This is a genomic window from Roseomonas elaeocarpi (genome assembly GCF_042433915.1).
In the GTDB taxonomy this organism is placed as follows: Bacteria; Pseudomonadota; Alphaproteobacteria; order Acetobacterales; family Acetobacteraceae; genus Roseomonas; species Roseomonas elaeocarpi.
Window position 1 is genome coordinate 21,711 of sequence record NZ_JBHLUN010000012.1, and the last position, 25,309, is coordinate 47,019.

Annotated in this window: 18 protein-coding genes; 3 read left to right on the forward strand and 15 right to left on the reverse strand. The window is 73.5% G+C overall.

Features of this window, described 5'->3' with window-relative positions; all coding sequences use genetic code 11:
- Positions 1 to 90: 90 nt before the first annotated feature.
- The 12 genes from otnC to ACFFGY_RS16745 all read right to left on the reverse strand — a co-directional run bounded on the left by otnC (position 91) and on the right by ACFFGY_RS16745 (position 19,103).
- A complete protein-coding gene (gene otnC / locus ACFFGY_RS16690; protein WP_377045644.1) occupies positions 91 to 723 on the reverse strand; it encodes a 3-oxo-tetronate 4-phosphate decarboxylase in 633 nt (210 codons plus the stop codon).
- 259 nt (positions 724 to 982) lie between these two features.
- A complete protein-coding gene (locus tag ACFFGY_RS16695) occupies positions 983 to 3,277 on the reverse strand; it encodes a TonB-dependent receptor (RefSeq protein ID WP_377045645.1) in 2,295 nt (764 codons plus the stop codon).
- 390 nt (positions 3,278 to 3,667) lie between these two features.
- Positions 3,668 to 4,552 (reverse strand): alpha/beta hydrolase, encoded by an 885-nt coding sequence (locus ACFFGY_RS16700; protein ID WP_377045646.1) that lies wholly within the window; start codon positions 4,550 to 4,552, stop codon positions 3,668 to 3,670.
- A gap of 133 nt (positions 4,553 to 4,685) precedes the next feature.
- Positions 4,686 to 5,447 (reverse strand): 2,3-dihydro-2,3-dihydroxybenzoate dehydrogenase, encoded by a 762-nt coding sequence (locus tag ACFFGY_RS16705; RefSeq protein ID WP_377045647.1) that lies wholly within the window; start codon positions 5,445 to 5,447, stop codon positions 4,686 to 4,688.
- A gap of 72 nt (positions 5,448 to 5,519) precedes the next feature.
- Entirely contained in the window at positions 5,520 to 10,172 is a 4,653-nt protein-coding gene (locus ACFFGY_RS16710) for an amino acid adenylation domain-containing protein (RefSeq protein WP_377045648.1), read from the reverse strand.
- Positions 10,169 to 10,426 carry a phosphopantetheine-binding protein gene (locus ACFFGY_RS16715; protein ID WP_377045649.1) on the reverse strand — a complete coding sequence of 86 codons (258 nt, stop codon included), beginning with the start codon at positions 10,424 to 10,426 and terminating at the stop codon, positions 10,169 to 10,171. Before ACFFGY_RS16715 ends, ACFFGY_RS16710 begins: the two co-directional genes overlap by 4 nt.
- Positions 10,423 to 11,067 carry an isochorismatase family protein gene (locus ACFFGY_RS16720; RefSeq protein WP_377045650.1) on the reverse strand — a complete coding sequence of 215 codons (645 nt, stop codon included), beginning with the start codon at positions 11,065 to 11,067 and terminating at the stop codon, positions 10,423 to 10,425. The genes ACFFGY_RS16715 and ACFFGY_RS16720 overlap by 4 nt, the downstream gene beginning before the upstream one ends.
- Positions 11,064 to 12,788, reverse strand: a complete 1,725-nt coding sequence (locus ACFFGY_RS16725) for a (2,3-dihydroxybenzoyl)adenylate synthase (protein WP_377045651.1) — start codon at positions 12,786 to 12,788, stop codon at positions 11,064 to 11,066. The genes ACFFGY_RS16720 and ACFFGY_RS16725 overlap by 4 nt, the downstream gene beginning before the upstream one ends.
- Positions 12,785 to 14,053 (reverse strand): isochorismate synthase, encoded by a 1,269-nt coding sequence (locus ACFFGY_RS16730; RefSeq protein WP_377045652.1) that lies wholly within the window; start codon positions 14,051 to 14,053, stop codon positions 12,785 to 12,787. The genes ACFFGY_RS16725 and ACFFGY_RS16730 overlap by 4 nt, the downstream gene beginning before the upstream one ends.
- A gap of 28 nt (positions 14,054 to 14,081) precedes the next feature.
- Positions 14,082 to 15,182, reverse strand: a complete 1,101-nt coding sequence (locus tag ACFFGY_RS16735) for a YncE family protein (RefSeq protein WP_377045653.1) — start codon at positions 15,180 to 15,182, stop codon at positions 14,082 to 14,084.
- A gap of 434 nt (positions 15,183 to 15,616) precedes the next feature.
- The gene (locus tag ACFFGY_RS16740; RefSeq protein ID WP_377045654.1) at positions 15,617 to 16,795 is read right to left on the reverse strand and encodes an ABC transporter substrate-binding protein; all 1,179 of its coding nucleotides are present in this window, start codon (positions 16,793 to 16,795) and stop codon (positions 15,617 to 15,619) included.
- 10 nt (positions 16,796 to 16,805) lie between these two features.
- Entirely contained in the window at positions 16,806 to 19,103 is a 2,298-nt protein-coding gene (locus tag ACFFGY_RS16745) for a TonB-dependent siderophore receptor (protein ID WP_377045655.1), read from the reverse strand.
- A 313-nt stretch (positions 19,104 to 19,416) separates the two neighbouring features.
- Between ACFFGY_RS16745 and ACFFGY_RS16750 the strand changes: the two genes are divergently transcribed.
- Positions 19,417 to 19,929, forward strand: a complete 513-nt coding sequence (locus tag ACFFGY_RS16750; RefSeq protein WP_377045656.1) for an MOSC domain-containing protein — start codon at positions 19,417 to 19,419, stop codon at positions 19,927 to 19,929.
- 212 nt (positions 19,930 to 20,141) lie between these two features.
- Here ACFFGY_RS16750 and ACFFGY_RS16755 read toward each other — a convergent pair whose 3' ends face one another.
- From ACFFGY_RS16755 to ACFFGY_RS16765, 3 genes are all read right to left on the reverse strand, one after another.
- Positions 20,142 to 20,879 (reverse strand): IclR family transcriptional regulator, encoded by a 738-nt coding sequence (locus tag ACFFGY_RS16755; RefSeq protein ID WP_377045657.1) that lies wholly within the window; start codon positions 20,877 to 20,879, stop codon positions 20,142 to 20,144.
- 111 nt (positions 20,880 to 20,990) lie between these two features.
- A complete protein-coding gene (locus ACFFGY_RS16760) occupies positions 20,991 to 22,007 on the reverse strand; it encodes a hypothetical protein (protein ID WP_377045658.1) in 1,017 nt (338 codons plus the stop codon).
- On the reverse strand, positions 22,004 to 23,404 hold the full coding sequence (locus tag ACFFGY_RS16765; protein WP_377045659.1) for a hypothetical protein: 1,401 nt from the start codon (positions 23,402 to 23,404) through the stop codon (positions 22,004 to 22,006). Before ACFFGY_RS16765 ends, ACFFGY_RS16760 begins: the two co-directional genes overlap by 4 nt.
- A 379-nt stretch (positions 23,405 to 23,783) precedes the next feature.
- Here ACFFGY_RS16765 and ACFFGY_RS16770 point away from each other — a divergent pair, with 379 nt between their 5' ends.
- Both ACFFGY_RS16770 and ACFFGY_RS16775 read left to right on the forward strand, forming a co-directional pair.
- Complete coding sequence (locus ACFFGY_RS16770; protein WP_377045660.1) at positions 23,784 to 24,800, forward strand: Bug family tripartite tricarboxylate transporter substrate binding protein; 1,017 nt, start codon at positions 23,784 to 23,786, stop codon at positions 24,798 to 24,800.
- A 27-nt stretch (positions 24,801 to 24,827) separates the two neighbouring features.
- On the forward strand, positions 24,828 to 25,307 hold the full coding sequence (locus tag ACFFGY_RS16775) for a tripartite tricarboxylate transporter TctB family protein (protein ID WP_377045661.1): 480 nt from the start codon (positions 24,828 to 24,830) through the stop codon (positions 25,305 to 25,307).
- The last annotated feature ends 2 nt before the right edge of the window (positions 25,308 to 25,309 follow it).

The window sequence follows — 25,309 nt, forward strand, 5'->3', positions numbered from 1 at the left end:
AGGCGGCCACGTGGACCGGGGAGGCTGCGTCGCGCGGGGGGCTCGGGGAGAGGCCAGGCGCCCCGACGCTCTCAGCCGCCCAGGTCGTCCTCAGCCGAAGGTGGCGAGCAGGTCGTCCACCTCGGCCGGCGTCAGCGTGCGGGCGTTCTGGCCGCGCAGCATGAGGGCGAGGCGCGCGGCTTCCTCCAGCTCCTCGGCGGCGTAGACCGCGTCGTCGAGCGTCTTGCCGCTGACCACCGGGCCGTGGTTGGCCAGCAGCAGGGCACGCGCCCCGCGCGCCGCCTCGGCGACCGCGGGCTCCATCGCCGCGTCGCCGGGGCGATAGTAGCGCACCACCGGCAGGCGGCGGCCGACGCGCATCACGAAATAAGGGGTCAGCGGCGGGATCGGCGCGTCCTCGCCCGGCGTGGCCAGGCAGGCGATGGCGGTGGCGTGGGTGGAATGGAGGTGCACCACGGCGCCCGCCTCGGGCCGGTTGTCCAGGAAGGCGCGGTGGAGGAAGACCTCCTTGGAGGGCTTGTCGCCGCCGACGTGGTTCCAGTCGCGGTCGAGCTTGCTGATGCGGTCCGGCTCCAGCCGTCCGAGGCAGGAGTTGGTGGGCGTCATCAGGTAGCCGTCCTCGAGGCGCACCGAGATGTTGCCGGCCGAGCCCACGGAATAGCCGCGCCCGAACAGCAGCCGGCCATGGGCGCAAAGGGCTTCGCGCAGGGACTGCTCGTTCATGGGTGTTTCCTCCTCGGGCCCGGTTGGGCTGCCAACGGGGGCGGAGGTTCGGGGGTTTCGCCGGCGGGCGCAACAGGCGCGGCGGTGCCAGCGGGCAGCGGGCAGCGGGCAGCGGGCAGCGGGCAGCGGGCAGCGGGCAGCGGGCAGCGGGCAGCGGGCAGCGACGTGAGGGACGCCGCCCCGGGAGGGAAGTGGGCCGGGGCGGCGTGGTGACGGGAACGGCGATGGTGCGGCCGTTCCCGAGGGGGGATGCTCGCCTTCAGAAGCTGACGGCGAGCGAGGCCAGCACCGTGCGCCCGGCTGAGGGAACGGCGCGGCCGGAGAAGAAGCTGTCGTAGTTCAGCGCGTTGCCGAGGTTGTAGCCGTTCACCGAGACGGTGAGGTTCTCGGTCAGCTTGTGCGAGACCAGCGCGTCGAAGGTGAGGTTGGAGGGCACCTCGGCCGACTGCGCCGCGTTCAGGTAGACCTGGCTGCGAAAGAACATGCCCGCCCCCAGCGTGACGTTGTAGGGCGTGCGCGGCGCGATCTCGTAGGTCGTCCAGATCGAGGCCGCGTGCTTGGGCACGTACTGCACCCGGTTGCCGACATTGGCGGCGGTGGTGGAGGACGTGATGTCGCTGTCGAGGAAGGTGTAGTTGGCGTTGATGTTCCAGTCCGGCGTGATGCGGCCGGTGATGCCGGCCTCGACGCCCTGCACGCGCTGGCGGTCGCTGGTGACGTAGAAGGTCCCGTCTCCCAGTGGCTCGGACGCGTTCTTCTTGTTGATGCGGAAGACCGAGGCGTAGAGGCCCAGGCGGTTGTCGAGCACGCCGACCTTGGCGCCGAACTCGAAGTTCTGGTTGCGCTCGGGTTGGGTGTTCGGGTTCACCGAGAAGGGCAGCGTGGTGAAGTTGGCGCCCTGCGGCGTGGTCGAGGTCGAGTAGGAGAAGTAGTAGGTCTGCGCCGGCGTCGGCTCCCACACCAGGCTGGCGTTGGGATCGGCGAAGCCGCGATTGTCGCTGATGTCGGTGGTGGGCGCCTGGCCACGGTTGCCGGCCGAGTAGTCGAGGTTGTAGCGCGTGTAGCGCACGCCGCCGATCACCGAGAGCTCCGGGATCAGCCAGATGCGGTCGCGCGCGAAGAAGCCGAGGTTGGTGAGGTCGGTGTTGCGCAGCGCGCTGCCCGAGGTGAAGCCCAGATAGTAGTTGTTGTCGGGGTTGCGGATGGTGGGGATGATCCGCGTGCCCACGACGTTGCGCGACACGCGGTCGGTGTCCTCGTAGGAGATGTCCACGCCCGCCGTCAGCTCGTGCCGCAGCGACCAGGTGTTGAACTTCGCGTTCGCGGTGGAAACGTTCTGGATGCCCCAGGTTTCCTGGCTGTAGCCGCCGGTGCCGCCGCCCAGCGCCACCGCCGGGTTGCGGCCGGCCAGGAACTGGCCGGAGCAGCTCGCGTTGAAGGCCGCGAGGGTGGTGCCGGTGGCGCATCCCGGGACGCTGTAGGCGAAGTCGCGATCCACCCAGGAGGTGCGGAAGTCGTTGCTCAGCGTCAGCCAGTCGTTGACGCGGTGCGACAGGCGCGCGGTGAGGCGGTTCACCGTCACCTCGTCGCGGTCGCTGAGATTGCCGTAGTAGCTCTTGCGGCTGACGCCGTATTCCGTGGCGGGGCGGCCGACGCCGTTGAACGGCGTCACGACCGGCACGCCGCTCTCGGTGGCCTGGTCGTACTCGTAGTGCAGGTATTCCAGCGTGGCGACCGTGTCGGTGCCCAGGCCCCAGGCGACCGAGGGCGCGAAGCCCCAGCGGCGCTGGTCCTGCCCGTCGCGGTCCACGGTGTGGCTCGACTGGCCCATGGCGTTGAGGCGCACGGCGGAGGTTTCGCCCACCTGCACGTTCACGTCCGCCGTGGCGCGGGCGAAAGGCCCCATGCCGCCGGTGGCCACGCCGTCGTAGCTGTTGCCCAGGTGCGGCGTGCGGCTGACCTGGTTGACGCCGCCGCCCACCGTGCCGGCGCCGCCCAGCGCGAAGCCGGAGGGACCTTTCAGGACCTGCACCGATTCCGTGGTGAAGGCATCGCGCGTGTAGGAGCCGAAGTCGCGAAGGCCGTCGGTGTAGAGGTCGTTCTGGGCGTTGAAGCCACGGATGCGGAACTGGTCGCCGGCCACGCCGCCGTTGCCTTCACCGGCCGAGGCGGTGATGCCGGGCACGTTGCGCAGCGCCTGATCGAGGGTGGTGACGTTCTGCTCGCGCAGCACCTCCTGCGGCACGACGTTGATGGTTTGCGGCGTGTCCTGGATGCTGTCGGGCAGGCGGTCGATGCCGGTGCCGCGGCGCAGGGTGTTGGGCGGCGCGACGCCCTGGACGCTGACCTCGGGGATCATCACCGGGCCGTTGCCGCCGGCGGAAAGTTCGGGGCTGAAGGCCGGTGCCTGGCTGGCCGGGGCGGCCTGCGCCAGCGTCGCGGCCGGGGCGGGACCGCCGGAGCCTTGCGCCTGTGCCGCGGCGGGGATGGCCATGATCAGGCCCGTCAGAAGTCCCTGCGTCACGATCTCGGAAGCGCTTACTCGGCCGGTCATCGTCTCGATCCCAGTGATAATGAGAGTGGTTCTCAGTAAGAGCGAGACTGATTCGCAACAAGCCGCTCGTTGCACCGATTTCACGGGTTTGTGTGAGTGTGTCTCATTTGCATCAATGACTGCACTTTCCGCATTTCAGGCATGCAACGGGCAGGATCGGGCAAATCCCTGTTCGTGGCGGATTTTTCCTGTCCGGGCGCCCTCACACGGGCGCGGAAGCCCCGTCCCTGCCCGGCGCTCAAGGGTGATGCACGGGGCGGATTGTCACGGGAACCTGTCCCCGCAGCAATCCCGGGCGCGGCAGCACGGCGTCCCGGCGCAGGGGTGCCGCACGGCCGGTGGCGCCGCGCCGCCGTGGCAGGAAGGCAGTCCGGCCGGCGGGGAGGCGCCTCAGCCCGCCAGGAAGCGCAGGGCGCGGCCGAGCGCCACCGGGAAAACCGAGGCGTGGTCCTCGTCGGGAAACAGGTCGAAGCGCACCGCGTCCGGCGGCAGCGCCTCGCCCAGCAGCGCGGCGACCTCGCGCGCGTTGTCCACCATGGCGCGGCGGCCGCGGCGCAGGGCGGCAACTTCGCTGTCGGGGCGGTTGCGCTGCCAGGGGGCCAGGCTCTGCTCCCAGGCGCCGACGCTAAGCGCGGCGCGGGGTGCGGGCGCCTCCCCGGCGCGCCGGGCCAGCGCGGCGATGCCGCGCTCCAGCCGCGAACGGTCCCACCAGACCGAGGGGCTGATGGCCACGTAGTCGCGAAAGCAGCCGGTGTCGTGCAGCAGCACGTCCAGCGCGAAGAAGCCGCCGAGCGAATGGCCCAGCAGCGACTGCCGCGCCTCGTCCACCGGGAAGCGGGCGCGCACCAGCGGCCGGACGCGGTGCAGGATGGTGTCCAGGAAGCGATCGCGGCCGCCGCAGGGCCCGTCCCCGCCCTCGGAGGAGGGGCCGGGCGTGTAGTCGAGGCGCCGGCGTTCCTGGCTGTAGCTGCCCTCTGTCGGGTAGCCGATGCCCACCACGGCGGCCGGGCGCACGCCGGTGGCGCCGGGGCGGTGGGTGGCGCGGCGCATGGCCTCGGCCACGGTGGCGAAGCAGGCATTGGCGTCGAGCACCGTCAGCACCGGGAAGCCTTCGGGCGGGGCCGCACCCTCGGGCAGGGCCAGGAAGATGCGGTAGTCGCCGGCCAGGGTGGTGAGACGCCATTCCTCGCTGGCCGCGAGGGCGACGGCGCCGACCAGCGCGGGCTCTGTCCCGGAGGCAGGTGCGGGGCCGGGTACGGGTGTCGTGCCAGGCAACGGGTTGGAAGCTGTCGCGGGAGTGGACGCCGCGCCGTCTACCGGGCCGGGCGCGGGGTCGGGCACCGGGCGGGCCACGCCGCCGACACCCGGTTGCGGGGCGGAGGCTGCCACAGGGTCGGGTCGCGGGGCCTCAGCCCCGCAGGGTCGCGCCGCCATCCACGTAGAGATCCGTCATGGTGATGTGCCCGGCACGATCCGACAGCAGGAAGACCACGGCCTCCGCCACGTCCTCGGGCGTTGCCAGCTTGCCCAGCGGAATACCCGCCTTGAAGGTTTCCGGCGAGCCCGCGATCACCCGGGCGCCGCCCTGCGCATCCGCCCACATGCCGGTCTGCATCGGGGTGAGCGTCGAGCCCGGGGCCACGATGTTGCAGCGGATGCCGTGCGGCGCGAGCTCGAGGCCGAGGCAGCGGGTGAACATGGTGGCCGCGGCCTTGGAGGCGGCGTAGGCGGCCATGGCGTGGCGCGGCACGCCGGCGGCGTTGGAGGACACGGCAACGAAGCTGCCGCGGCCGCGCGGGGTGGCGCGGCGGGCAAAGGCGCGGCCGAGGTGGAACACGCCGTCGGCATTCACCGCGAAGACGCGCCGCCATTCCGAGTCCGTGGTGTCGGCCACGAGGGTGTTGCCCAGCACGCCCGCCACGCTGGCCACGAGGTCGACGGCGCCGTGCTCGCGCTCCAGCCGTTCCAGCAGCGCTTCCACCGCCGCGCCATCGGCCACGTCGAGGGCGTAGGGATGGATCCCCTCACCCGCCGGGATGCGCGCCGGATCGAGGTCGGTGGCCAGGACGCGGGCGCCTTCCGCCCGCAGCGCCCGCACCACGGCGGCGCCGATGCCGCCGGCGGCGCCGGTCACGAGGGCGTTGCGAGCTTCGAGACCGGTCGGGCGCATGGGCGGAGGGTTCCGTTCGGGAAGGTCAGAAGGATGCGCCGGCGGGCGCCGTGCTGCGGGCGCGACGGCGCATCAGCCGCGCTCCCGCTCCGCCGCGTCGAGGCGCCGCCGGAGGATTGGCGCGATCAGGGCGGTGGCCGCGGCGCCGCACAACTCGCCGTGGCGGGCGGGGATCGGCTCCACCTCCAGCGCGGCGGCGTAGGGGCGCCAGCGGTCCGGCACCAGTTCGGGCCGGTCCGCATGGTCCAGCGCCGCGCGGAGATGCGTGACCGTGCCGTCGAAGCGGCGGTGATGGTGGGTGCGCACCAGGCGGTTGTTGCCTTCCACCACGCGCGCCACGCCGTCCAGTGCCGCCGCCGGGAGGCGGCCCAGCGCGCTGCCGGAGCGGCGGAGGAAGTCCAGCACCGCCGCGCGTTCCAGCGGGACCTCGGGGTGGTCCTCGAGCGGGTGGCCGGCGATGGCCATCAGCGCGCCCAGCGCGGCGCCGGGGCCCGGCTCGGGCGCGTCGCGCCACAGGTCGGCCGGGTAGCTGTCGAGCATGGCCAGGAGGCCCACGCGGTGCCCCAGCGCCCGCAGCCGCACCGCCACCGCCTGGGCGATGATGCCGCCCACCGACCAGCCGAGCAGGTGGACCGGCTGGCCCTCGTTGCGCAGCTGCAGGGCGCGCTCCGCGTAGTCGTCGGCCAGGGCGTCGAGGCTTTCTGGCAGCGGCACCGCAGGGTCCAGCGCCGGGGCCTGCAGGGCGACGGTGGCACGCTCCGGTGCCAGGGCGCGGGCCAGGGTGCCGTAGCACCAGCCGATGCCGCCGGCCGGATGGATGGCGAGGAGCGGGGCGCGGCGTGGACTGCCCGCGCTGAGCCGCAGGATGGGGCCCAGGCCGTTGTTGATGGGGCCGTTGTTGATGGGGCCGTTGTTGATGGGGCCGTTGTTGATGGGGCCGCTGTCCGTGGGGCCGCTGTGCGTGGAACCGCTGTTGATGGCGCCGGCGTTGCCGGGGCCAGCATCCGTGGCATCGTCGGTACGGCCATTGTTCGCCTCGGCGCCGTTGCCGGTGCCGTCACCGCCGCTGCCGCGGCCACCGGGGTTCAGGCCCCGCGCCGGCTGAAGCGCCGTTCGCCCTGGCTCAACCCGCCCATCCGCCTCCACCATGCGCGAGGAGGACGGCGCCGGCCCATCCAGTGGCGCCTGCCAGGCTGCCGTCCGTGCCCCGTCGCCAGCCTCGCCCCCGCCGGGCACGGCACCCAGGATCGCCGCGAGGCGGGCCGGGGTGGGGTTCTCGAACAGGGCGCCGAGGCCGGGGTCGCGCCCCCACAGCTCACGGATGCGCAGGCACAGGTCCACCGCCAGCAGCGAATGGCCGCCCAGCCCGAAGAAGTCGTCGTCCGGGCCGACGGCGGGCAGTTCCAGCACCTCGGCGAAGAGGGCGGCCATCCGGCGCTCCGCCTCGGTGGCGGGGGCGCGGGTGCCCACGGGTTCGGCCGCCGGCGCCGGCAGGGCGGCGCGGTCGAGCTTGCCGTTCGCGGTCACCGGCAGGTGGTCCAGCACCACGAAGGCGGAGGGGATCATGTAGTCCGGCAGCGTCGCGGCCAGCGCGGCGCGCAGCCGGTCGGCGCCGATGCCGTCGCCCGCGCCCTGCGCCGCGACGAGGTAGGCCACGAGGCGCAGGTCGCCCGGCCGGTCCTCGCGCGCGATCACGGTGGCCTGGCGGACGGTTGGGAGGCGGGCAAGCACGGCCTCGACCTCGCCCAGCTCGATGCGCAATCCGCGGATCTTCACCTGGTGGTCGGAGCGGCCCAGGAACACCACGGCGCCGTCGTGGCGCAGCCGCGCGAGATCGCCGGTGCGGTACAGCCGCTCCCCCGCGTGGAAGGGACTGGGGATGAAGCGGTCGGCGGTCAGGTCCGGCCGGTGGAGGTAGCCGCGCGCCAGCTGCACGCCGCCGAGATACAGGTGGCCCGCGACGCCCGGCGGCAGCGGGCGCATGGCGTCGTCCAGCACCAGCAGGCGGGTGTTCCACACCGGCCAGCCGATCGGCACGGGGCGGGAGCGGTCCTCCGCGCCGGCGGGCCAGTAGCTGACATCCACCGCGGCCTCGGTGGGGCCGTAAAGGTTGTGCAGCTCACCCGACAGCGTGTCGTGGAAGCCGTCGCGCAGCTCGGCCGGCAGTTCCTCGCCCGAGCAGAAGACGCGGGGGATACGGAGGCCGCGCGCCGCGGGCTCACGCAGGAAGGCCGCCAGCATCGAGGGCACGAAGTGGCAGGCGGTGATGCGCTCGGCCCGCAGGATCGCGGCGAGGGCCGCCGGGTCCCGGTGCGCGCCGGGGGGTGCCAGCACCAGCGTGGCGCCGCTGATCAGCGGCAGAAAGAACTCCCAGACCGAAACGTCGAAGGTGGCGGGCGTCTTCTGCAGCACGCGGTCGGCGGCGGTGATGCCGTAGTGTTCCCGCATCCATTCGAGGCGGTTCACGATGGCGCGGTGTTCCACCACCACGCCCTTGGGCTCCCCGGTCGAGCCGGAGGTGAAGATGGCGTAGGCGGCATCGCCCGGGACGGGCGTGGATGAAGCACCCGGAGTGAGCGCGGGTGAAGCGCCCGGGACGGGCGTGGAGCCTGCGCCCGACAACGGCGCAGAGGCATCGTCCGGTATGGGCGCGGAAGCATCGTTCGGGGCAGGCCTGGATGGCGTTGCCGGGGCGGAGGCTGTGCCCGAAGCTGCCGCGGGCGCACCCTTCCCGCGTGTGCGCAACGGCCAGCTTTCGGGTGCGAACAGCGTGGTGCCGCCGAGCAGCGCGGCGTCGCGCTCGCTGGCCAGCGCCACCGGCGGGCGGGCGGTGCCGAGGATGCGGGCGGTGCGCTCGCGCGGGTGCTCGGGGTCGAGCGGCAGGTAGGCCGCGCCGGCGCGCAGCACCGCCAGCAGCGCCACCACGAGATCGAGCGAGCGATCCAGCATCACCGCCACGAAATCCCCGCGCCCGACGCCGCGCGCGCGCAGCGCCTCGGCCAGGGCAGCGGAGCGGCAATCCAGCGTGGCGTAGCTCAGCGCTTGCGCGCCGATGCGCACGGCGGTGGCTTCGGGCGTGCGCTCGACGGCGCGGTGGAGCAGGTCCCACAGCGTATCGGGCGGCAGGTCGCGGGCCTCGTAGCGCGCGAGCTGGGCCGCGGCCTCGGCCGGGGTGGCGAGCGGCAGGACGGCGAGCGGAACGGGCGCGACCGGCGGGGTCACCGGCCCATGGACGACAGAGTTGCCAGGTGAGTTACCGGCCAGGTCGCCGGACGCGTCGTCCTGGAGATGGGCGACCCCAGGGTTGCTCCGGCCGGTCTCGCCGCCCCCAGGCACCGTGCCGGCGGGGGCGCCCTTCCCTCCCCGCATCTCGGCTTCCGCCGCTTCGATCGCGGCGCCGAGGAAGTGGAGGAAGCGGTCGGCATGGGCCGCCGTTTCCGCTTCGGAATACAGGTTCGGGTTGCTGTCGAGGTCGAGGCGCAGCGGCGTGCCGGCGGCCCCGCCGCGCAGCGTCACAGTGAGGTCGTCCACCGGGCCGGTGCCCAGGACCTCCAGCCGCGTGTCGAGGCCGTGGAAGCGTAAGGGTTCCTCGAAGGGCAGCAGGTTCACCAGCACGCCGTAAAGGCGGCGGTCGGTGCCGACGCGGCCGAGGTCGCGGCGCAGCTGTTCCTCGCGGAAGCGACCGTGGCGGCGGGCGCGGGTGAGCTGCCGGGCGGCCTCGGTGGCCAGGGTGGCGAGGGGCGCCGCCTCGTCGGGATGGAGGCGGATCGGCAGCACGTTGACCAGCGTGGCCACTGTGCGTGCGGCGGCGCTGCCCAGGCGGCCCATGAAGGACACGCCGAGCGTGGCCTCGGCGGCGCCGGTGCAACGGCGGAGATAGGCGGCCAGCACCGCCACCGCGAGGTCGGGCCAGCTCACGCCCCAATGCGCGGCGGCGGCGGCCAGGCGCGCGGCCGCGGCCGCGTCCAGGGTGCGGCTGGCGCGGTGGTGGCCATGCGCGGAGACGGGCCGGGCGGCGCGGCCGCTCAGGCTCGGCGGAACCGGCGCGTCGCGGAACAGCTTGTTCCAGTAGTCGCCATCCAGCAGCCGGCGCTCCGCCGCGCGGTAGCGCGCATCCTCCTCCACCGCGTTGCGGAAAGGGGTGAGCGGCGCGCCCGGCGCCGCGCCGGTGAGCTGCGCCTCGTAGAGGCGGGCGGTGCGGCGGGCGATGAGGTCGTGGGCGAAGGCATCGGCCGCCAGGTGGTGGATGCGCTGGTACCAGAGGTGGCGGGGACGGCCTTCGCGGTCGGGGGGCAGGCAGAACAGGGTTTCGGCCGCCAGCTGGTCGCGCGCGGGGTCGATCGGCCGCGCCAGGTCGCGTGCCACGGCGCCCCGGGCCGTGGCCTCGGCCTCCGGGTGGTCGCTGAGGTCCACGGTGCCGAGCTGCGGCCGGTGCGTCGGGTCGGTGCGCTGCACCGGGCCGGCATGCGTGTCGCGGAAGCGCAGCGACAGCGCCTCCGCCTCCGCCACCGCCTGCGTGACGGCGTCGCGGAAGGCGCGGCGGTCGAGCGGGCCGGTGAGCAGGATCAGGTGCGCGGTGTTGAAGATCGGGTTGGCCGGGTCGAGGCGCTGCGACACCCACAGCCCGAGCTGCGCCTCGGTGAGCGCGACCTCCTCCGGCGCCGTGGCGGCGCCGGCTGCGGGCTGCGCGAGCGCCGGGGCCTGGAGTTCGGCCGCCATGCTCATCCGGCCTTCCGCGCGGCGATCTCCCGCTCCACGAGGCTCCACCAGTGGTCCAGCGTCAGCGACTCCGCGAACTCGGAGAATTCCAGCCCCGGCGCGGCCTCGTTCCAGCGCAGCAGCAGCGTCATGGCGCGCATGGAATCGAGGCCGAGATCGGCGAGGTCGTCGCTGTCGCCGATCACGTCGGGTTCCTCGTGCAGCAGGGCTGCGATCTCGCGCCGCATCGCGTCGCGCGAGGTGGGCAGGGCGTCGGTCATAGGACCTCCAGGAGCTGCGCGGCGGTCATCGGCACGCCGCAGCGATCGGCGACGTAGCGCACCGCGAGGTCGTGCTTCTCGCGCGAAAAGTCGGCCAGCGCGTCGGCCGCGAAGAAGGGTTCGATGTCGCGCTGAAAGGCTTCCGCCGCGGTCAGCATGCAGCCGATATGGGCGTAGATGCCGCAGATGATGAGCTGGTCGCGGCCGCGCACGCGCATCAGGGTTTCGAGGTTGGAGCGCTGGAAGGCGCTGTAGCGGTGCTTCACCAGCACGAAGTCGCAGGCCTCGGGCGCGAGTGCGTCGACGATCGGCTGGTGTTCGGGGATGTCGCGCATCCCAGGACCCCAGAGGTCGGCCTGCAGGCCACGGTCGCGCCGGTCCTGATTGCCCTCCTGCGCGGTGTAGAAGACGGGGATGCCCGCCGCGCGGCAATGCCGGGCGAGGCGCGCGATGTTGGCGGTGGCGGGCGCGATCGGCGCGGCATCGGGCGCGAAGGGCGCCACGAAGTAGCGCTGCATGTCGTGCACCAGCAGCGCCGCCCGCCCGCGCTCGACCCGCCAGGGTGCGCGGGGAGTGGGGAGTTCCGCCGCCGTGGGCAGGTCGTAGGCGGGGATCTGCGGCAGGCCCTTGGGCGTGGTCATGCGCCGGTTCCTCCGTTCTGGCTGCGGTTGTCGGCGGGCGGCGGCGCGGCGCCCTCGGCGGGTGTTCCGGCCGCCCTGGCCGCCTGCGCGGCGAGGAACTCCGCGCGCAGGCGGGCGCGCAGCTCCTTGCGGCTGGTCTTGCCGGCGGCGGTGGTGTCGAAGCGTTCCACCAGCACCACCTGGTCGGGCACCTTGAACTCGGCGATGCCGCGGGCGCGCATCCAGGCCTTCAGCGCGGTCGGCCTCGGCCGTTCCGCGCCGGAGCGCGGGATCACGAAGGCGCAGGAACGCTCGCCCAGGTATTCGTCGGGGATCGAGACCACGGCCACGTCGAAGACCTGCGGGTGTGCCAGGAGATGGTCCTCGATCTCCTCGGCGGAAATCTTCTCGCCCGCGCGGTTGATGTGGTCGCCGGCGCGGCCGCCCACCACGAGGTAGCCGTCGGCGCGGCGGCGCACGATGTCGCCGGTGTGGTAGAAGCCGTCGGCGGTGAAGCTCCGCGCGTTGGCGCCCGGGTCGTCGTGATAGGCGCGGATCGTGTAGGGGCCGCGGGTGAGCAGGTAGCCGGGCTCGCCCTCGGGCACCGGCTCGCCGCTGTCGTCCACCACCAGCACCTCGTCGTCGGGGCTGATGGGGCGCCCTTGCGTGTTGACGATCACCTCTTCCGCATCGTCGAGGCGGGTGTAGTTCACCAGACCTTCCGCCATGCCGAAGACCTGCTGCAGCGTGCAGCGGAGCACCGGGCGGACACGGGCCGCGACCTCGGGCGTGAACTTGGCGCCGCCGACCTGGAGAACTTGAAGGCTCGACAGGTCGTGCTTGGTTTTCGGTGCCGCATCGAGCCAGAGCAGCGCCAGCGGCGGCACGAGGCCGGTGATGGTGACGCCTTCCCGCTCGATCAGGGGGAAGGCGGCCTCGGGGCTGGGCGACGGGCTCAGCACCACGCGCCCGCCGGCGTAGAGCGTGCCGAAGGTGCCGGGCGAGCTCATGGGGAAGTTGTGCGCGATCGGCAGCGCGCCAAGATACACGCTGCGGAGCGAGAGCGCGCAGATCTCGGCGCTGGCGCGGAAGGAATAGATGTAGTCGTCGTGCGTGCGCGGGATCAGCTTGGAAAGGCCCGTGCTGCCGCCGGAGATCTGCACGAAGGCCACGTCGGAGGGGGATGCGTCCTCTTCCGGCAGGGGCACCATCGGCAGGGCGTGCAGGGGCGTGAATTCTTCCGCCTCGCCCAGGATCAGCACGCGCAGCGGCGGGGCGGCGGTGTCGCGCTCAAGGATCAGGGAACGCGCCAGCATGCGGTAATCGAAACCGTCGCCACGATCGGCCGCGAGGTAGGCCGCAGCGCCGGACTTGGCGACGAAGTGCCGGATTTCCGTGAGGCGGTGCGCCGGCAGGGCGAAGACCGGCACCAGCCCGGCGCGGAACAGGCCGAACACCACGGAAAAGAACTCCGCGCGGTTGCCCAGCTGCACCACCACGCGGTCGCCGCGACGTAAGCCCAGGCCCAGGAAACCCGCCGCCATGCTTTCGGCACGGCGCAGCAGCTCGGCATAGGTCCAGCGGTTCGCCGCATCCACCACGGCGAGGTTGTCCGGCAGTTCCGCCGCGCGGGCGCGCAGGAAATCCGAGAAGGTTTCGCCGCGCCAGTAGCCGCGGGCGCGGTAGCGGGCGGCGAAATCCTCGGGCCAGATCTGGCGCGGGCTGGGGGAAGAAGCTGTCATCGGGCGTTCCCGGACAGTCCCGGCGCGGTGTCGGCCCCACGCGCCGCGCTGTCCATGCGCAGTTCGTTGAAGTGTTCCGGCGCCTCTTCCGGCATCGCCTCGGGCGGCACCGCCAGCGCGCGCAGCAGGGCGCCGAACTTAGCCGCGGTTTCGCGCACCTCGGAAACAGGGTCGGAGCCGGGCACGATGCCGGCGCCGGCGAAGAGGCGTGCCCGGTGGCCGCGGATCTCGGCGCAGCGGATCGTGACGTACCAGCAGCCGTCGCCGGCCGCGTCGCACCAGCCCACCGCCCCGGCGTAGAAGCCGCGGTCGTAACCCTCCAGCCGCGGGATCAGCGAGGCCGCGGCCGCGCGCGGAACGCCGCACACCGCCGGCGTGGGGTGAAGGGCGGCCGCCAGCGCGGCGGCGGAGGTCGCGGGGTCGCGCAGCCGGCCGGTGATGCGGGTGCCCAGGTGCCACAGCGTGGCGGTGGCGGTGATCGCGGTGCCGTCGGGCGTGGACAGTTCGGTGCAGTAGGGCGCCAGCGTGTCCAGGATGAACTCGCGCACCAGCGCGTGCTCGCGATGGTCCTTGTCGGAGCGGCGCAGCGCCTCGGCCGCCGCGCGGTCGGCGGCGCCGTCGCGCTGGCGGGGCGCGGAGCCGGCGAGCGGATGCGACAGCACCGCCTCGCCGCGCTTGCGGATCAGCAGTTCCGGCGTGGCACCCACCAGCACGGGGCCGGCGGCATTGCCGTCGGTGCCGTCGGGAAGCGGCACGCGGAAGGCGGTGACGCGCGGGTCGCTGCCCAGGCGCTCCAGCAGGGCGTCGGGGTCGATCGCCGTGTCGGTTTCGGCCAGCAGCGTGCGCGACAGCACGACCTTGCGCAGCGCGTCCGGCGCCTCGTCCCGCATGATGGCCAGCGCCTCGCGCACCGCCTCGGCGAAGCGCGCCGCCGGGGGTTCGGGCCGCAGCTGCCAACGGCCCCGTGCGGGGGTGGGCGCGGGCGGCATCGCGGCCTCGTCCTCGGGCGAGAGGAGGCGCTGCGGCTGCACCAGGTGGTCGGCGCCGGCGCGGTCGAAGGGCAGCGCCCCGGCCAGCAGCGGCGGCCCGTCGTTCTCGGCGAAGAAGCGCGCCACCCGCTCGGCCAGGGTGTTGGCCGGGCCGAGCGGCAGCACGCGGCGCAGGCCCTGCCCGGCCACCGTGCCGTCGGGCGCGCGGAAGCGGAACAGCACCGCCTCCGCTCCGCCTTGCCTCGCCGCGCCCGTCATCGGGTTTGCCGTGCTCATCACGCAGACCGGTTTCAGCGGCGCCGCGTCAGGGACGGATCACCGACACGGTGTCGCCCTTGGGGTCGTCCACCGGCGGCGCGCCGCGCGGGCCGGTGGCGGCCTTGTTGCTGACGTAGGCGATGCCGGTGGCGGCATCCACCGCGACGGTGTTGGGATGCGTGCCGGTCGCGAGGGTCGCCAGCACCGCGAGGCTGTCGGCGTCGAGCACCGTCACCGTGCCGGCGCCGCGGTTGGCGACGAAGACGCGGTTGCGCGGCGCGTCGACCGTGACGCTCAGCGCGCCCGCGCCCGTCTCGACGGTGCGCAGCAGCTTGCCGTCGGTGGCGTCGAGCACGGTCACGCCGCCGCTCTTCTGGTTGGCCACGATCAGGTGCCGGCGCGCGGCGTCAAAGGCGATGTTGATCGAACCCTCGCCGCCCGACGGGAAGCGGCGCGCCACGGCGCCCTTGCTGAGGTCGATCTCGACCACCTCGTTGGTGGTCAGCGCGGTGGCGAAAAGGCGGTTGCCCGCGGCATCCAGCGCTAGGCCGGTGATGCCCGGGCCGAGATCGGCGGTGATCATGCGCTCGACCTTGTTGGCCTTGGTGTCGACCACCCAGATCGCCGCGTCGCCTTCGCGCGCGAAGGCCGAGACGTAGGCGCGGTCGTGATCCGGATCCACCAGCACCTGCCGGACCTGCCGCTTGCCGTCGCTGTCGGGCTTGATCGTCGCCACCACGCGGTTGTCGCGCACCGAGATGGCGGACACGCTGCCGTCGCGGGTGTTGGTGGTGTAGATCATGCCGGTGCGGTTGTTGATCGCCAGGCCGAAGGCCGGGTCGCCGCCGAGTTCGATCGCCCCGCGCGGCTCCAGCGTCGCAGGGTCGAGGGCCAGGATGCGGGCGTTGTCCTTGCCGCGGTCGCCCGCGCTGGCGACGTAGACCTGCTTGGGGGTGTCGCTCACCACCAGCTCGTACAGGCCCGGGGCGATGCGGCGGGTGGTGCCCAGCGTGGGCTCCGCCGCGGCGGGCAGCGTCCAGGTCAGGGCCGCGGCGATCAGCAGGGCCGAGCCCAGCAGCGGCCGGCGCGCGACGCCGCCCCCGAGCCAGGCGCGGCGGGATGCGCAACGGTGCGAAGGATCGGTCATGGTGCAGGCTCCACCCTGGCTGGACTGCGGCTCGTGCCCCTGACGCGGGGAAAGCCCGGAAGCTCATCCGCCCCGAAGGAGGCGTGAATGAGAGTAGTTCTCAGTTGCGAGCTATTTGCGCCTTCGCCGGGGGCAGGGCAAGCCCGGAAGCGACGGAGTTTTCCGCGTGCGGGGCGCCTTCCCCCGTGCATCACCGGGCCGTGGCGCCGTGGGCGGAGCACGCGCGGCGTCGCGGGCCTGTTCAGCGCCGCACGGCTTCCGGCCGGTGTTACGGACCCGTCAACGCCGTGCGGGTCCCGTGCGGTGTCGCGGCCCTGTCAGCGGCGCGCGAGTCTCGGGTGCGGCACCGGTGGGCGGCGGGCAGTGGACGGCGGGGCGGAGGCTGCACCCCCTTCCCGGCCCGGACAGCCCGCGACGGATCAGCCCTCGTTGGTTCAGCCCGCCGGGGCGAGGTCGATCCAGTAGGTGCCCTCCATGGGCACCGCGGCGAAGCGGCTGTTCAGCTCAGCGAGCGTCGCCGCCGGGTCGATCGCCGGGCGCAGCGCCGGGTGGAACCATCGCGCCAGCGCTTCCACCGCCAGCACGTGCGAGGGCGAGTCGTTGAAGCCGTGCCAGATCGCGTGCGCCCGGCCGTTGCGCACCGCGCGCAGCGCCTCGAGGTGCTGGGCCGCCACCACGTCGCGCAGGCTGCTCCGCGCCAGCGCAGCGTCCACCCCGGCACCCAGCGACACGCCGCCGCGGCCGCCATAGGGACCGCCGGTCGCGACATAGACCTCCGGGTCGCGGGTGAGCAGGGCTTCCAGGCTGATCTGCCCGGTGACGGCGGGAATGGTTTCCGCCCCGATGTTGGTGCCGCCCGCCAGCCGGATAAAGTCGTCCAGCGTGCCGCGCCCGGGCGAGAAGCAGCAGTCGGTGCCGCCGGCGTGGGCGTGCATGAACACCGTGGGCGCGGGCTCACCCAGGGCCTTGAGCCGGTCCGCGACGTTGGCGAGGCGGGCGCGGTGGAGCGTGATCAGCGCCTCGGCCTGCGCTTCGCGGCCGAGCAGCGTGCCCAGCAGGCGCAGGCTGGGCTCGGTGTCGCGCAGCGGCTGGGCAAAGAAGTCGATCACCGCCGTTGCCACCCCGGCGCTGCCGAGGCTGCCCAGCAGCGGACTGTCGGCGCCGCCGCCCCGCCCCGCGGCGCCGCGGCGGCTGAGCAGCACCAGGTCGGGCTGCAGCGCCAGGACCTGCTCCACGCCCGGGTCGTCGCTCAGCACCGGCAGGGCGTCGAGCGCGGGGTAGCGGTCGCGGAAGGCGCGGTACTCGCCGCCCTGGTCGCGCCGGAGGTCCTGCCCCCAGCCCACCAGCAGCGAGGCCGGGTCGGGATGCAGCAGGTTCAGCACCGCCAGGTGGCGCCCCTGCACCAGCACGATGCGCCGCGCCGGACGGGACAGCCGCACCTCCCGCCCCAGCAGGTCGCGGCCGCCGACTGGCCCGCCTCCTGCGCCACCATCCGCCGCACCCTGGGCCCGCACGATGGCGGGGGCCGCCAGCGGCAGCAGCGGCGCGGCGAGGAGCGGCAGCAGGGCGCGCCGGGCAAGACGCGCGGGAGGAGACGGGCGATCAGGGGTCATGCGCCGCAGTTCACCACTTCAGGCGCACGCCGCCCAGCAGCAGGAGACGGTTGCCGTAGTAACAGGCCACCTCGCTGGAGCAGCTGGCGACGTAGCTCTTGTCGGCGATGTTGTTGGCGTTGAGCGTCAGCTCCAGTCCCTTGGCCTGCGGGATGGCGGCGCCGACGTCGTAGCGGATCGCGGCGTCGAACAGCGTCACGTCGTCCACCTTGAAGGTGTTGGTGGTGTTGCCGTAGGTCGAGCCGACGTAGCGCACGCCACCGCCGAGCTCGAGCCCGCGCAGCGGACCCTCGTTGAAGCGGTAGTTGAGCCAGCCGCTGGCCAGGTTGTGCGGCACCTGCGGCACGCGCTTGCCCAGGTCGGTACCGTTGGAGCGCGTGACCTCGGCGTCGATGTAGCTGTAGGCCGCGATCAGGTCGAGGCCGTCGGCGAGGCTGGCGCGTGCTTCCAGCTCCACGCCGCGCGAGCGGATGCGGCCGGTTTCCACGCTGTAGAGCGCGTTGTTCGGGTCCGTGGTCAGCACGTTGTCCTGGCGGATGTGGTAGGCGGCCGCCTGGACGTAGCTGTTGAAGCCGGGCGGCTGGTACTTCACGCCGGCCTCGTACTGCTCGCCCGTGGTGGGATCGAAGGGCGTGTTGCCGCGCGCGGGCGATGAGGTTCCGGCGTTGGGCAGGAAGGAGGTGGAGTAGCTGGCGTAGGGCGCGAGGCCGTTGTCGAAAAGGTAGAGCAGCCCGGTGCGCCAGGTGGTCTTGCCGTCGTCCTGGCTGGTATGGGCGCTGGTGGAACGCGTCACCGTTTCGCTGGTCGCCCAGTCGTGCCGCACGCCGATGTTGAAGCGGAACTTCCCGAAGGCGACCTGGTCCTGCGCATACAGGCCGAGCTGGTCCTGGTTCTGGTAGGTCGTCTGCGCCGCGCCGATCGTGAGCGGCGTGATGTACTGGTAGTAAAGTGGCTGGAAGATGTTGAAGGCTGCGGTGCTGTTGGCGCTGCCCAGCTTGCGCTTGGCGGAATCGCGCGCCCAGTCGAGGCCGAACAGCACGGTGTGACGCAGCGGCCCGGTGTCGAAGCTGGCCTGTGCCTGGTTGTCCAGCGCGAAGGTGTTGGCGACGTCGAAGGACTGCGTGGCGAGGCGGGTGGCGGCACCCGTGCTCGCGTTGACGGTGCGGATCGACAGCGCCTTGAAGTCGGAGTCGATGTAGCTGTAGCGGAAGTTCTGCCGCACGGTCCAAACCTGGTCCAGGCGCCGCTCGAACTGGTAGCCGATCGAGGCCTGGTTGCGCTCGTAGTCGTCGAAGTTCGGGTCGCCACCGAAGAAGCTGCTGCGCAGCTTGCCGCGCGGATTGGCGATCACGGTGCCGGTGGCCGGCACGAAGTTGTAGAAGCCGCCTTCCGGATCGCGCTGGAAGTTGCCCAGGATCGTCAGCGTGGTGTCGTTGTCGGGCCGCCAGGTCACGGCGGGCGCGATGGCGATGCGGCTCTCGGTGGTGTCGTCGTACTGCGTGTCGGCGCGGCGCGCGACGCCGGTCAGGCGGTAGGTGAACTCGCCGTCCTCGGTCAGCTTGCCGCCGAAGTCGAACAGGCTCTGCACCCGGCCGTAGTTGCCGGCCTCGAGCCGCACCTCGTGGATCGGCTCCTCCGTCGGGCGCTTGCTCACGAGGTTCACCAGGCCGCCGGCGCCGGTCTGGCCATACAGCACCGAGGCCGGGCCGCGCAGCACCTCGATACGCTCCAGCAGCCAGGGATCGACGCCGGGCACGTTGTAGGAGATGCCGCGCTGCTGCCGCAGGCCATCGAGGAAGTTGACGTAGGCGGCGCTGCTGCCGGTGCCGCCGAAGCCGCGCACGAAGACGCTGTCGTAGCGGTTGCTGGGACGAACCTCCGGCAGGACGCCCGCGGTGTAGCGCAGCGCCTGCGACACGCTCTGCGCCTGCTGGTCGTCGATCTGATCGCGCGTGACGACGCCCAGCGACTGCGGCGCCTCGATGATCGGCGTGTCGGTCTTGGAGCCGGTGGTGGTGACGGGGGCGACGTAGCCCGAGGTGGGCTGCCAGGCGCGCCAGGCCGTGGCCTGGACGTTGACCTCCGGGATCAGGGTGGGGGCGTCGCCCAGGACGGGCGGCGCAGCCTCCGCGGCCGGCGCGGCGGTGGCGGCGGTGGTGGCGTCGGACGCTGTGGCGGGGGTGTTGGCCGGCGCGGGGTTGCCGGACGAGCCCTGCGCCCGGGCCGCACCCGGCAGGGCGGTGCCGCCGAGCACCAGCAGGGCGAAGGCGCAGGCCGTGCTCCGCTGGAGCCGGGCGCGATCATGCAATCTCCTGAAGCCGTTCATCCGCACCGCCCGTCGTCCTTGCCTAGCCATCCGCGCCGGCCCTTCCGGCACCCCCGCGATCGGGCGGAAACAACCACAGGCGACACGATCGGCAAGAGTTGTTGCGAGTTTTTCTCATTCTTATTCACAGCTGTGGCAGGGATACCACAGAGTTTCCGGGTGCTTTCAACCGCATCCACCTGGGAGCCCGGCCTTGCGCCACGTCGCCATGCTGGGAAGCTGGAGCTTCGGATTACCCTCGGGGGTTTCGCTGAGCGGGGCTCACCCCAACCTCCGACACGATCAGGGAGCCACCATGCTGAACCCCGCCTCGCCCCTGTCGCGCCTGTTCGCGGCGCCGGTCCGCCCCGGCGTGGTGCGCTGGATCGGGCTGCGCCCGGAGCGGCGCGCGCCGATGGTGACGGTGCCCCACGCCACGCTCGATCCCGGGGCGGGGCTGCAGGGCGACCGCTACCGCAACAGCTCGACCCGGACGCGGCAGGTGACGCTGGTGGCGGAAGAGGATCTGCGGGCGATCGCCAGCTACCTGGGGCGCGACGCGGTGCCGCCGGAACAGCTCCGCCGCAACATCGTGGTGTCGGGCCTGAACCTGCGGGCGCTCAAGGGGGCCCGGCTGCAACTGGGCTCGGCGGTGCTGGCGATCACGGGGGAATGCCACCCGTGCTCCCGCATGGAGGAAACGCTGGGCACCGGCGGCTACAACGCCGTGCGCGGGCATGGTGGGCTGTGCGCGCGCATCCTGGCCGGGGGCGAGGTGGCGCTGGGCGACGCGGTGCTGCGCCTCGACGGGGAAGCGCCCGGGGCCTGAGTGGCGCGCTGTGACCGGCGGCCGTCACGCCGCGGCGGCAGCGCCGGCGGGCCGCGGTCAGCGGCGACGGGATTGAGCGCTGAAGAAGCCGGGCGGTGGAGGGGCGGGCAGCGAAAGCCCAGGCAGCGGAAAATGGGAGGCCGGAACCCGGGCGGTGGACGCCTGGGAGCACCCTTTGTTCAGGTCACGTCGCGGCGGCTCTCCTCCGCCTTTCAGGCGGCGGAGCGCAGCGCCTCGCCCTGGCGGGTGCGCAGCATCGCGCGGTCGCCCACCACGGCGGCGATCCGGCGCACCTCGCCCAGCAGGGCGGCGCGCGTGGCCTCGCCCTCCGCCGGCGTGCCGGTGAGGGCCAGCGCCACGGCCTCGCCCGTGCCGGGATCGGCCAGGGCCGCGGCGAAGGTGGTGGTGTCGCTGTCCGGGTCGTGCAGCGCCGCGATCCCGTCTTCCCGCACGGTGCCTAAGGCTTCCGGCGCGGGCCTGTCCCCGGGCATTTCGTCGTAGAGGGCGGCCAGTTCCGCCGGCTCCAGCCGCGCCAGGAGGGCCAGCCCCGCGGCGGTGCCCTCGGCCGGCAGGTGCTCGCCGGGCACGGGCGGCAAGGTGCGGGCACTTTCGCGCGCGAAGATCGGCACCACGGAGCGGCCTTCGAGGATGGCGACGTGGCTGGCCTGGTTGCGCGCGCGGGTGAGGCGGAGCGCGGCTTCCTGCACCAGCCGCGTCAGGCGGGAGCCGCGGCGGAACACCTGACCCAGCTCAAAGGTCGGCAGGCCGGGGCGGTAGCGGCGCGAGCCCGGCGCCGTTTCCAGGAAGCCGGCCTCGCGCATCGCGCGCAGCAGGCGCGAGGCGTTGCTCTTGGGCAGGCCCAGGATCGTCGCGACGTCGGAGGTGGAAAGCTCGGGCCGTTGGGCGGAAAAACAGCGCAGAACGGCGGCGGCGGTCGAGAGCGTGGTCATCGCTTTCCAGAACCAGGGGACGGAGTGGCAGTTTCCGGCCAGTGCCGGTCTTTCTCCTCCGCTTATGTGACTGAATGATGTCGGCCGGGCGCTGGCGGCCAGGGAAACCCCTCAGTGCCCGCCCAGCAGCCCGTCCACCAGGCTCCGCAACACGTCCAGCCCGTCGGTCAGCCCGTCGAGGCGCAGGGGCCGGCCGCCGGCATTGCCGCGCGCCACCACGGCGGCGCGGTCCTGCAGCAGCTCGCGCGCCGAAAGGCGGCCGTCGCCGTCGAAGTCGAGGCTGCTGACCAGGAGCTGCGCGGTGCCCAGGCTGCTCAGCGCCGCGCCGCTCACCGCCAGCGGGCCGACATCGCCGGCGCTGCCGTCGGCCACCGCCAGGACCCAGCCGATCCCGCGCGCGAGGCGCGCCACCTCGGCCGTGCTGAGCAGGCGGTCGCCGGAGATGTCGCCGCCGGCCACCACCGCCTCGGCGCAGTTCTGCGGCGCGGCGGTGGGCCCGCAGGCGGCCTCCATCCCTTCCAGCGCGCCGAGCACGGCGATGCCCTCCCCGTGCCGCAGCGCCCAGGACAGCGGCAGCGGGTCGCAGCGCGTCCAGGCCGTCACCGGCGTGGCGCCGGGCAGCTGCTCGTCCAGGGCCTTGCTGTCGGGCCGGGCGGTTTCCAGGGTGGCGCCGGCGCCCGCGGGAATGCTGCCGGGCGTGCTTCCGGGGGCACCACCGGGGGCGGTGGCGCTCTCGCCGGCGGGGCGGGCGCGGATCATCAGGCGCGGCGCCTCGGCCCCGCCGCTGACGCCGAGCAGCCAGCCCCCGGCCTCGCGCGTGCGCAGGAAGCGGTCGAGGCGCGAGGTGCCGCGCGCCGTGACCTCGGCCGCGGAACGGGCGGTCAGCGCCAGCATCGCGTCGGGCGCGGCGCAGGAGCCGCTGAACCAGGCGCCGCGCAGCGCCTCGGGGATCGGGCGCAGCGGCTGGGCTGCCGGAGCCGGGGCTGGGGCGGGCTGCGCGCCGGCCGCCGGCACCTGGGCGCCCCCCGGCGCCGCGGCGAGCAGCAGAACCACGAGCGCGGCCGCCAGGGAGGGTCGCAGGGAGGGCAGCGGGGCGCGCAGCACGGCGGGGGGGAACGGGCGGGTCATGGCAGCGGCACCTCCGTGCCGGAACACAGGTCGATCGGGTCGCGGCGCAGCTCGGTGCCGTCGCGGAACACCGCGCGCAGCGAGGCGGCGCAGGCGCCGGGCTCGGGCGGCTGCAGGTCCAGCGTTTCGCCAGCACCCAGGACGTTGCGGCCCAGCCGGTCGGGACCGGCCGGGGCGTCGGGCGCGGCCCCGGCGGCGCCGAGGTAGAGCTGCACCACCGGCACGCCCCCGCGGTTCCTCAGGCGCAGGCTGCCCGGGCGCGGCGGCGGGGGCGGCAGGTCCGGCGCGCCCTCATCCAGGCGGGCGGCCACGGTCCAGCCGGGGCGCACCACCACCACGCCGGTGGCGCACAGGTCCACCTCGCGGCGTTCCTCGGCGGCGCCGTTGGGAAACACCGCCCGCAGGTCGGCCACGCAGTCCACCGCCGCCGTCAGCCGCTGCTGCCCGCCGCGGTCCAGTGGGCCCGCGAGGCGGTCCGAACCCCAGTCGCTGTCGCTGGCGGCCGACACGTAGAACTCGGCGATCGGTGCGGCGTGGCGGTTGACCAGCACGAAGGGCACGTCCGGCGGCCGGGGGATGCCGCTGCCGTCGAAGCGGATGCGCGCCTCGTGGCAAACATCCACGTCGCGCTTCTCCTCCGCCGCGTCGTCCTCGTACACGGCGCGCAGGTCGACCCGGCAGTCGGGCACCCGCAGCGTCAGGCGGCGCGTGCCGCCATCGGCCACCGAGGTGTCGTCCAGCCGGTCGATGCCCCAGGGGTCGGGCGCCACGGCGGCCTCGTCGCCTTCGTCCGTCCCCGGAGTGGCGCCGGTGCCGGGGCTGGCCCCGCCCGGGGCGGCGCCGCGCGCGGCCGGCCGGGACGGCTCGCGCGGAACGCGGCCGCTGGGCTGGGCATAGAGCTCGGCCAGGGGGCGGCCGGCATGGTTTTCCACCGTGACGATGCGCCGCGGGACCGCCGGGTCGCCGAGGGCCAGCCGGCCGTCGCGGCACAGGTCGAGGTTCTGCCGCGCTTCCTCGCGGTCGTCGGCGAAGACCGCCGCGACGTCGAAGCTGCAGCCGCGGCCCGGCAGGCGGAGGCGGCGGGTGGCATCGGGCGCGAGCAGGTCCTCGCCCAGCAGGTCCTCGCCACGACCGGGCGCCGGCGGGGTGGCGGCGCCGCTGCCCGCCGCCCGGAGATAGAGTTCCCGCAGCGGCGTGTCGGTGTGGTTGGTGACCGCCAGCTCCCGCGCGGCGGGGCGCGGCGGGGGCGGTGCGGCGCCCCGGCGGCCCTGCGCCCCCGCCGGAAGGGCTGGCAGCACCAGCAGGCACAGTGCCAGCCCCCACAGGAGGCGGGGGTGGAAGGGGACACGGCCCGGCACCCCTTCCCCGTCGCGCCGGGGCGTTCGGGGCTGGCGCATCCCAGTTGGGCGCATCCAGAGCGGGCGCATCCAGACCGGGCGCATGCGGGCCGTGCCCATCTGGACCTGGCTCGCGTGGAGAAGGGCCGGTGCCGGTGCGGTGCCCATGCGTTGCGCGGTGCGCGACGTGCTCACGCCCTCAAACAATGCTGCCTGCTCCTCCGCCGCCGGACCCGCGCCTTCCGGAACCATCCCGGTCGGCCAACATCCCCAGCCGCGCGCGGCACCGCAAGCCCATGCCGGGCGCGGCAACGCCGCTTGGGCCGCGGCGTGTCGCGGGCGCCTCTATGCCGGACGGGCCCAGGACGGGCGAATTGCCCTGAAGCGCGAAACGTCTAAAATACACGTCACAAACTCATAAGATTCCGGAGACGTCGCGATGCAGTCCCTCATGACCCCCGCCAGCAACGGGACATCCCGCGCGTCCGCAGGGCGCCGCAGCCTGCTGCTCGCCACCGCCGGCCTGCTGGGCGCCGCCGCCCTGGGCGGCCGCTCGGCGCGCGCCGAGGTGATCATCCAGAGCCTGAACATGTTCATTCCCGCAGCGCCGGGCGGCGGCTGGGACGGGCTCGGCCGCGCGATGGAGCTGGTGGCGCGCCAGAACGGCCTGGTGGGCAGCATGCAGTTCGAGAACGTCGGCGGCGCCGGCGGCATGGTGGGGCTGCCGCGCTTCATCTCGCAGCGCAAGGGCCGCGCCGACAACCTGATGATCGGCGGCAGCGTCATGGTGGGCGCCGCGCTGAGCAACAAGTCGCCCTACAGCCTCAAGGACGTGGTGCCGGTGGCGCGCATGACCGGCGAGGCCGGCGTGATCGTGGTTCCCGCCGACAGTTCGTTCAAGACGATGGGCGACCTCGCGGCCGCGCTGAAGGCCGATCCGCGCTCCGTGCCGGTGGCGGGCGGCTCGGCGGGCGGCACCGACCACATCCTGCTGGGCCTGATCATCAAGCAGCTGGGCAGGTCGGCGCGCGAGGCGAACTACGTGGCCTTTGCCGGCGGCGGCCCGGCCCAGGCGGCGATCATGGGCGGGCAGGTCAAGGCCGGCATCGCCGGCTGGTCGGAATTCTCCGAGCAGGTGAAGGCCGGGCGGCTCCGCGCCCTGGCGAGCTCGGGCGAGAAGCGCATCGAGCCCGACCTGCCGACGCTCAAGGAAGGCGGCATCGACGTGCTGGCCTCCAACTGGCGCGGCGTGTTCGCGCCGCCGGGCGTGAAGCCGGCCGACAAGGAAACGCTGGTGAAGTTCGTGACCGCGCTGCACGCCCTGCCGGCCTGGAAGGAGCTGCTGCAGACCCGCGCCTGGGACGACGACTTCCTGGCGGGCGAGGGTTTCGACGCCTACGTCAAGAGCGACATCACCGCGACCGAGGCCGTGCTCAAGGATCTCGGCCTTGCTTGAGGCCGTTGCCGCGCTGAGGACCCGGGCATGAGACCCGAAGCGAGGCCCGACTTCCTGGTCGGGCTGGGCGTGCTGGCGCTGGGCCTGCTGACGGCCTGGCAGGCGGCGGTGATCCCCGACACGCCGGTTTATGCCGCGGTGGGCGCCAAGCTGGTGCCCTGGCTGGTGGCGGCGCTGCTGACGGCGCTGGGCATCGGGCTTTGCGGCTCGGCGCTGCGCGGTGGCTGGAGCCACACGCTGGAAGAGATGCAGGACGCGCCGCGCACCAACTGGCGCGCGCTGGGGCTGCTGGCCGCGGGGCTGGTGGTGCAGGTGGCGCTGATCGACTGGCTGGGCTTCGTGATCGCCTCCACGATCCTCTACGTGCTGGTCTGCGCCGCCTTCGGGTCGCGCCGGCCGCTGATCAACCTCGTCACCGGCATCATCGTCACCGTGGTGGCTTTTCTTGCCTTCAGCCGGCTGCTGGGCGTCAACATCGGCGCGGGCGTGCTGGAAGGGATCCTCTGAAC

What these genes read in the sequence shown, in the direction of transcription:
- otnC (WP_377045644.1), bottom strand. Translation starts at nt 723, where the DNA reads ATGAACGAGCAGTCCCTGCGCGAAGCCCTTTGCGCCCATGGCCGGCTG.
- ACFFGY_RS16695 (WP_377045645.1), bottom strand. Translation starts at nt 3,277, where the DNA reads ATGACCGGCCGAGTAAGCGCTTCCGAGATCGTGACGCAGGGACTTCTG.
- ACFFGY_RS16705 (WP_377045647.1), bottom strand. Translation starts at nt 5,447, where the DNA reads ATGCGCCCGACCGGTCTCGAAGCTCGCAACGCCCTCGTGACCGGCGCC.
- ACFFGY_RS16710 (WP_377045648.1), bottom strand. Translation starts at nt 10,172, where the DNA reads ATGAGCATGGCGGCCGAACTCCAGGCCCCGGCGCTCGCGCAGCCCGCA.
- ACFFGY_RS16715 (WP_377045649.1), bottom strand. Translation starts at nt 10,426, where the DNA reads ATGACCGACGCCCTGCCCACCTCGCGCGACGCGATGCGGCGCGAGATC.
- ACFFGY_RS16720 (WP_377045650.1), bottom strand. Translation starts at nt 11,067, where the DNA reads ATGACCACGCCCAAGGGCCTGCCGCAGATCCCCGCCTACGACCTGCCC.
- ACFFGY_RS16725 (WP_377045651.1), bottom strand. Translation starts at nt 12,788, where the DNA reads ATGACAGCTTCTTCCCCCAGCCCGCGCCAGATCTGGCCCGAGGATTTC.
- ACFFGY_RS16730 (WP_377045652.1), bottom strand. Translation starts at nt 14,053, where the DNA reads ATGAGCACGGCAAACCCGATGACGGGCGCGGCGAGGCAAGGCGGAGCG.
- ACFFGY_RS16735 (WP_377045653.1), bottom strand. Translation starts at nt 15,182, where the DNA reads ATGACCGATCCTTCGCACCGTTGCGCATCCCGCCGCGCCTGGCTCGGG.
- ACFFGY_RS16740 (WP_377045654.1), bottom strand. Translation starts at nt 16,795, where the DNA reads ATGACCCCTGATCGCCCGTCTCCTCCCGCGCGTCTTGCCCGGCGCGCC.
- ACFFGY_RS16750 (WP_377045656.1), top strand. Translation starts at nt 19,417, where the DNA reads ATGCTGAACCCCGCCTCGCCCCTGTCGCGCCTGTTCGCGGCGCCGGTC.
- ACFFGY_RS16755 (WP_377045657.1), bottom strand. Translation starts at nt 20,879, where the DNA reads ATGACCACGCTCTCGACCGCCGCCGCCGTTCTGCGCTGTTTTTCCGCC.
- ACFFGY_RS16760 (WP_377045658.1), bottom strand. Translation starts at nt 22,007, where the DNA reads ATGACCCGCCCGTTCCCCCCCGCCGTGCTGCGCGCCCCGCTGCCCTCC.
- ACFFGY_RS16765 (WP_377045659.1), bottom strand. Translation starts at nt 23,404, where the DNA reads ATGCGCCAGCCCCGAACGCCCCGGCGCGACGGGGAAGGGGTGCCGGGC.
- ACFFGY_RS16770 (WP_377045660.1), top strand. Translation starts at nt 23,784, where the DNA reads ATGCAGTCCCTCATGACCCCCGCCAGCAACGGGACATCCCGCGCGTCC.
- ACFFGY_RS16775 (WP_377045661.1), top strand. Translation starts at nt 24,828, where the DNA reads ATGAGACCCGAAGCGAGGCCCGACTTCCTGGTCGGGCTGGGCGTGCTG.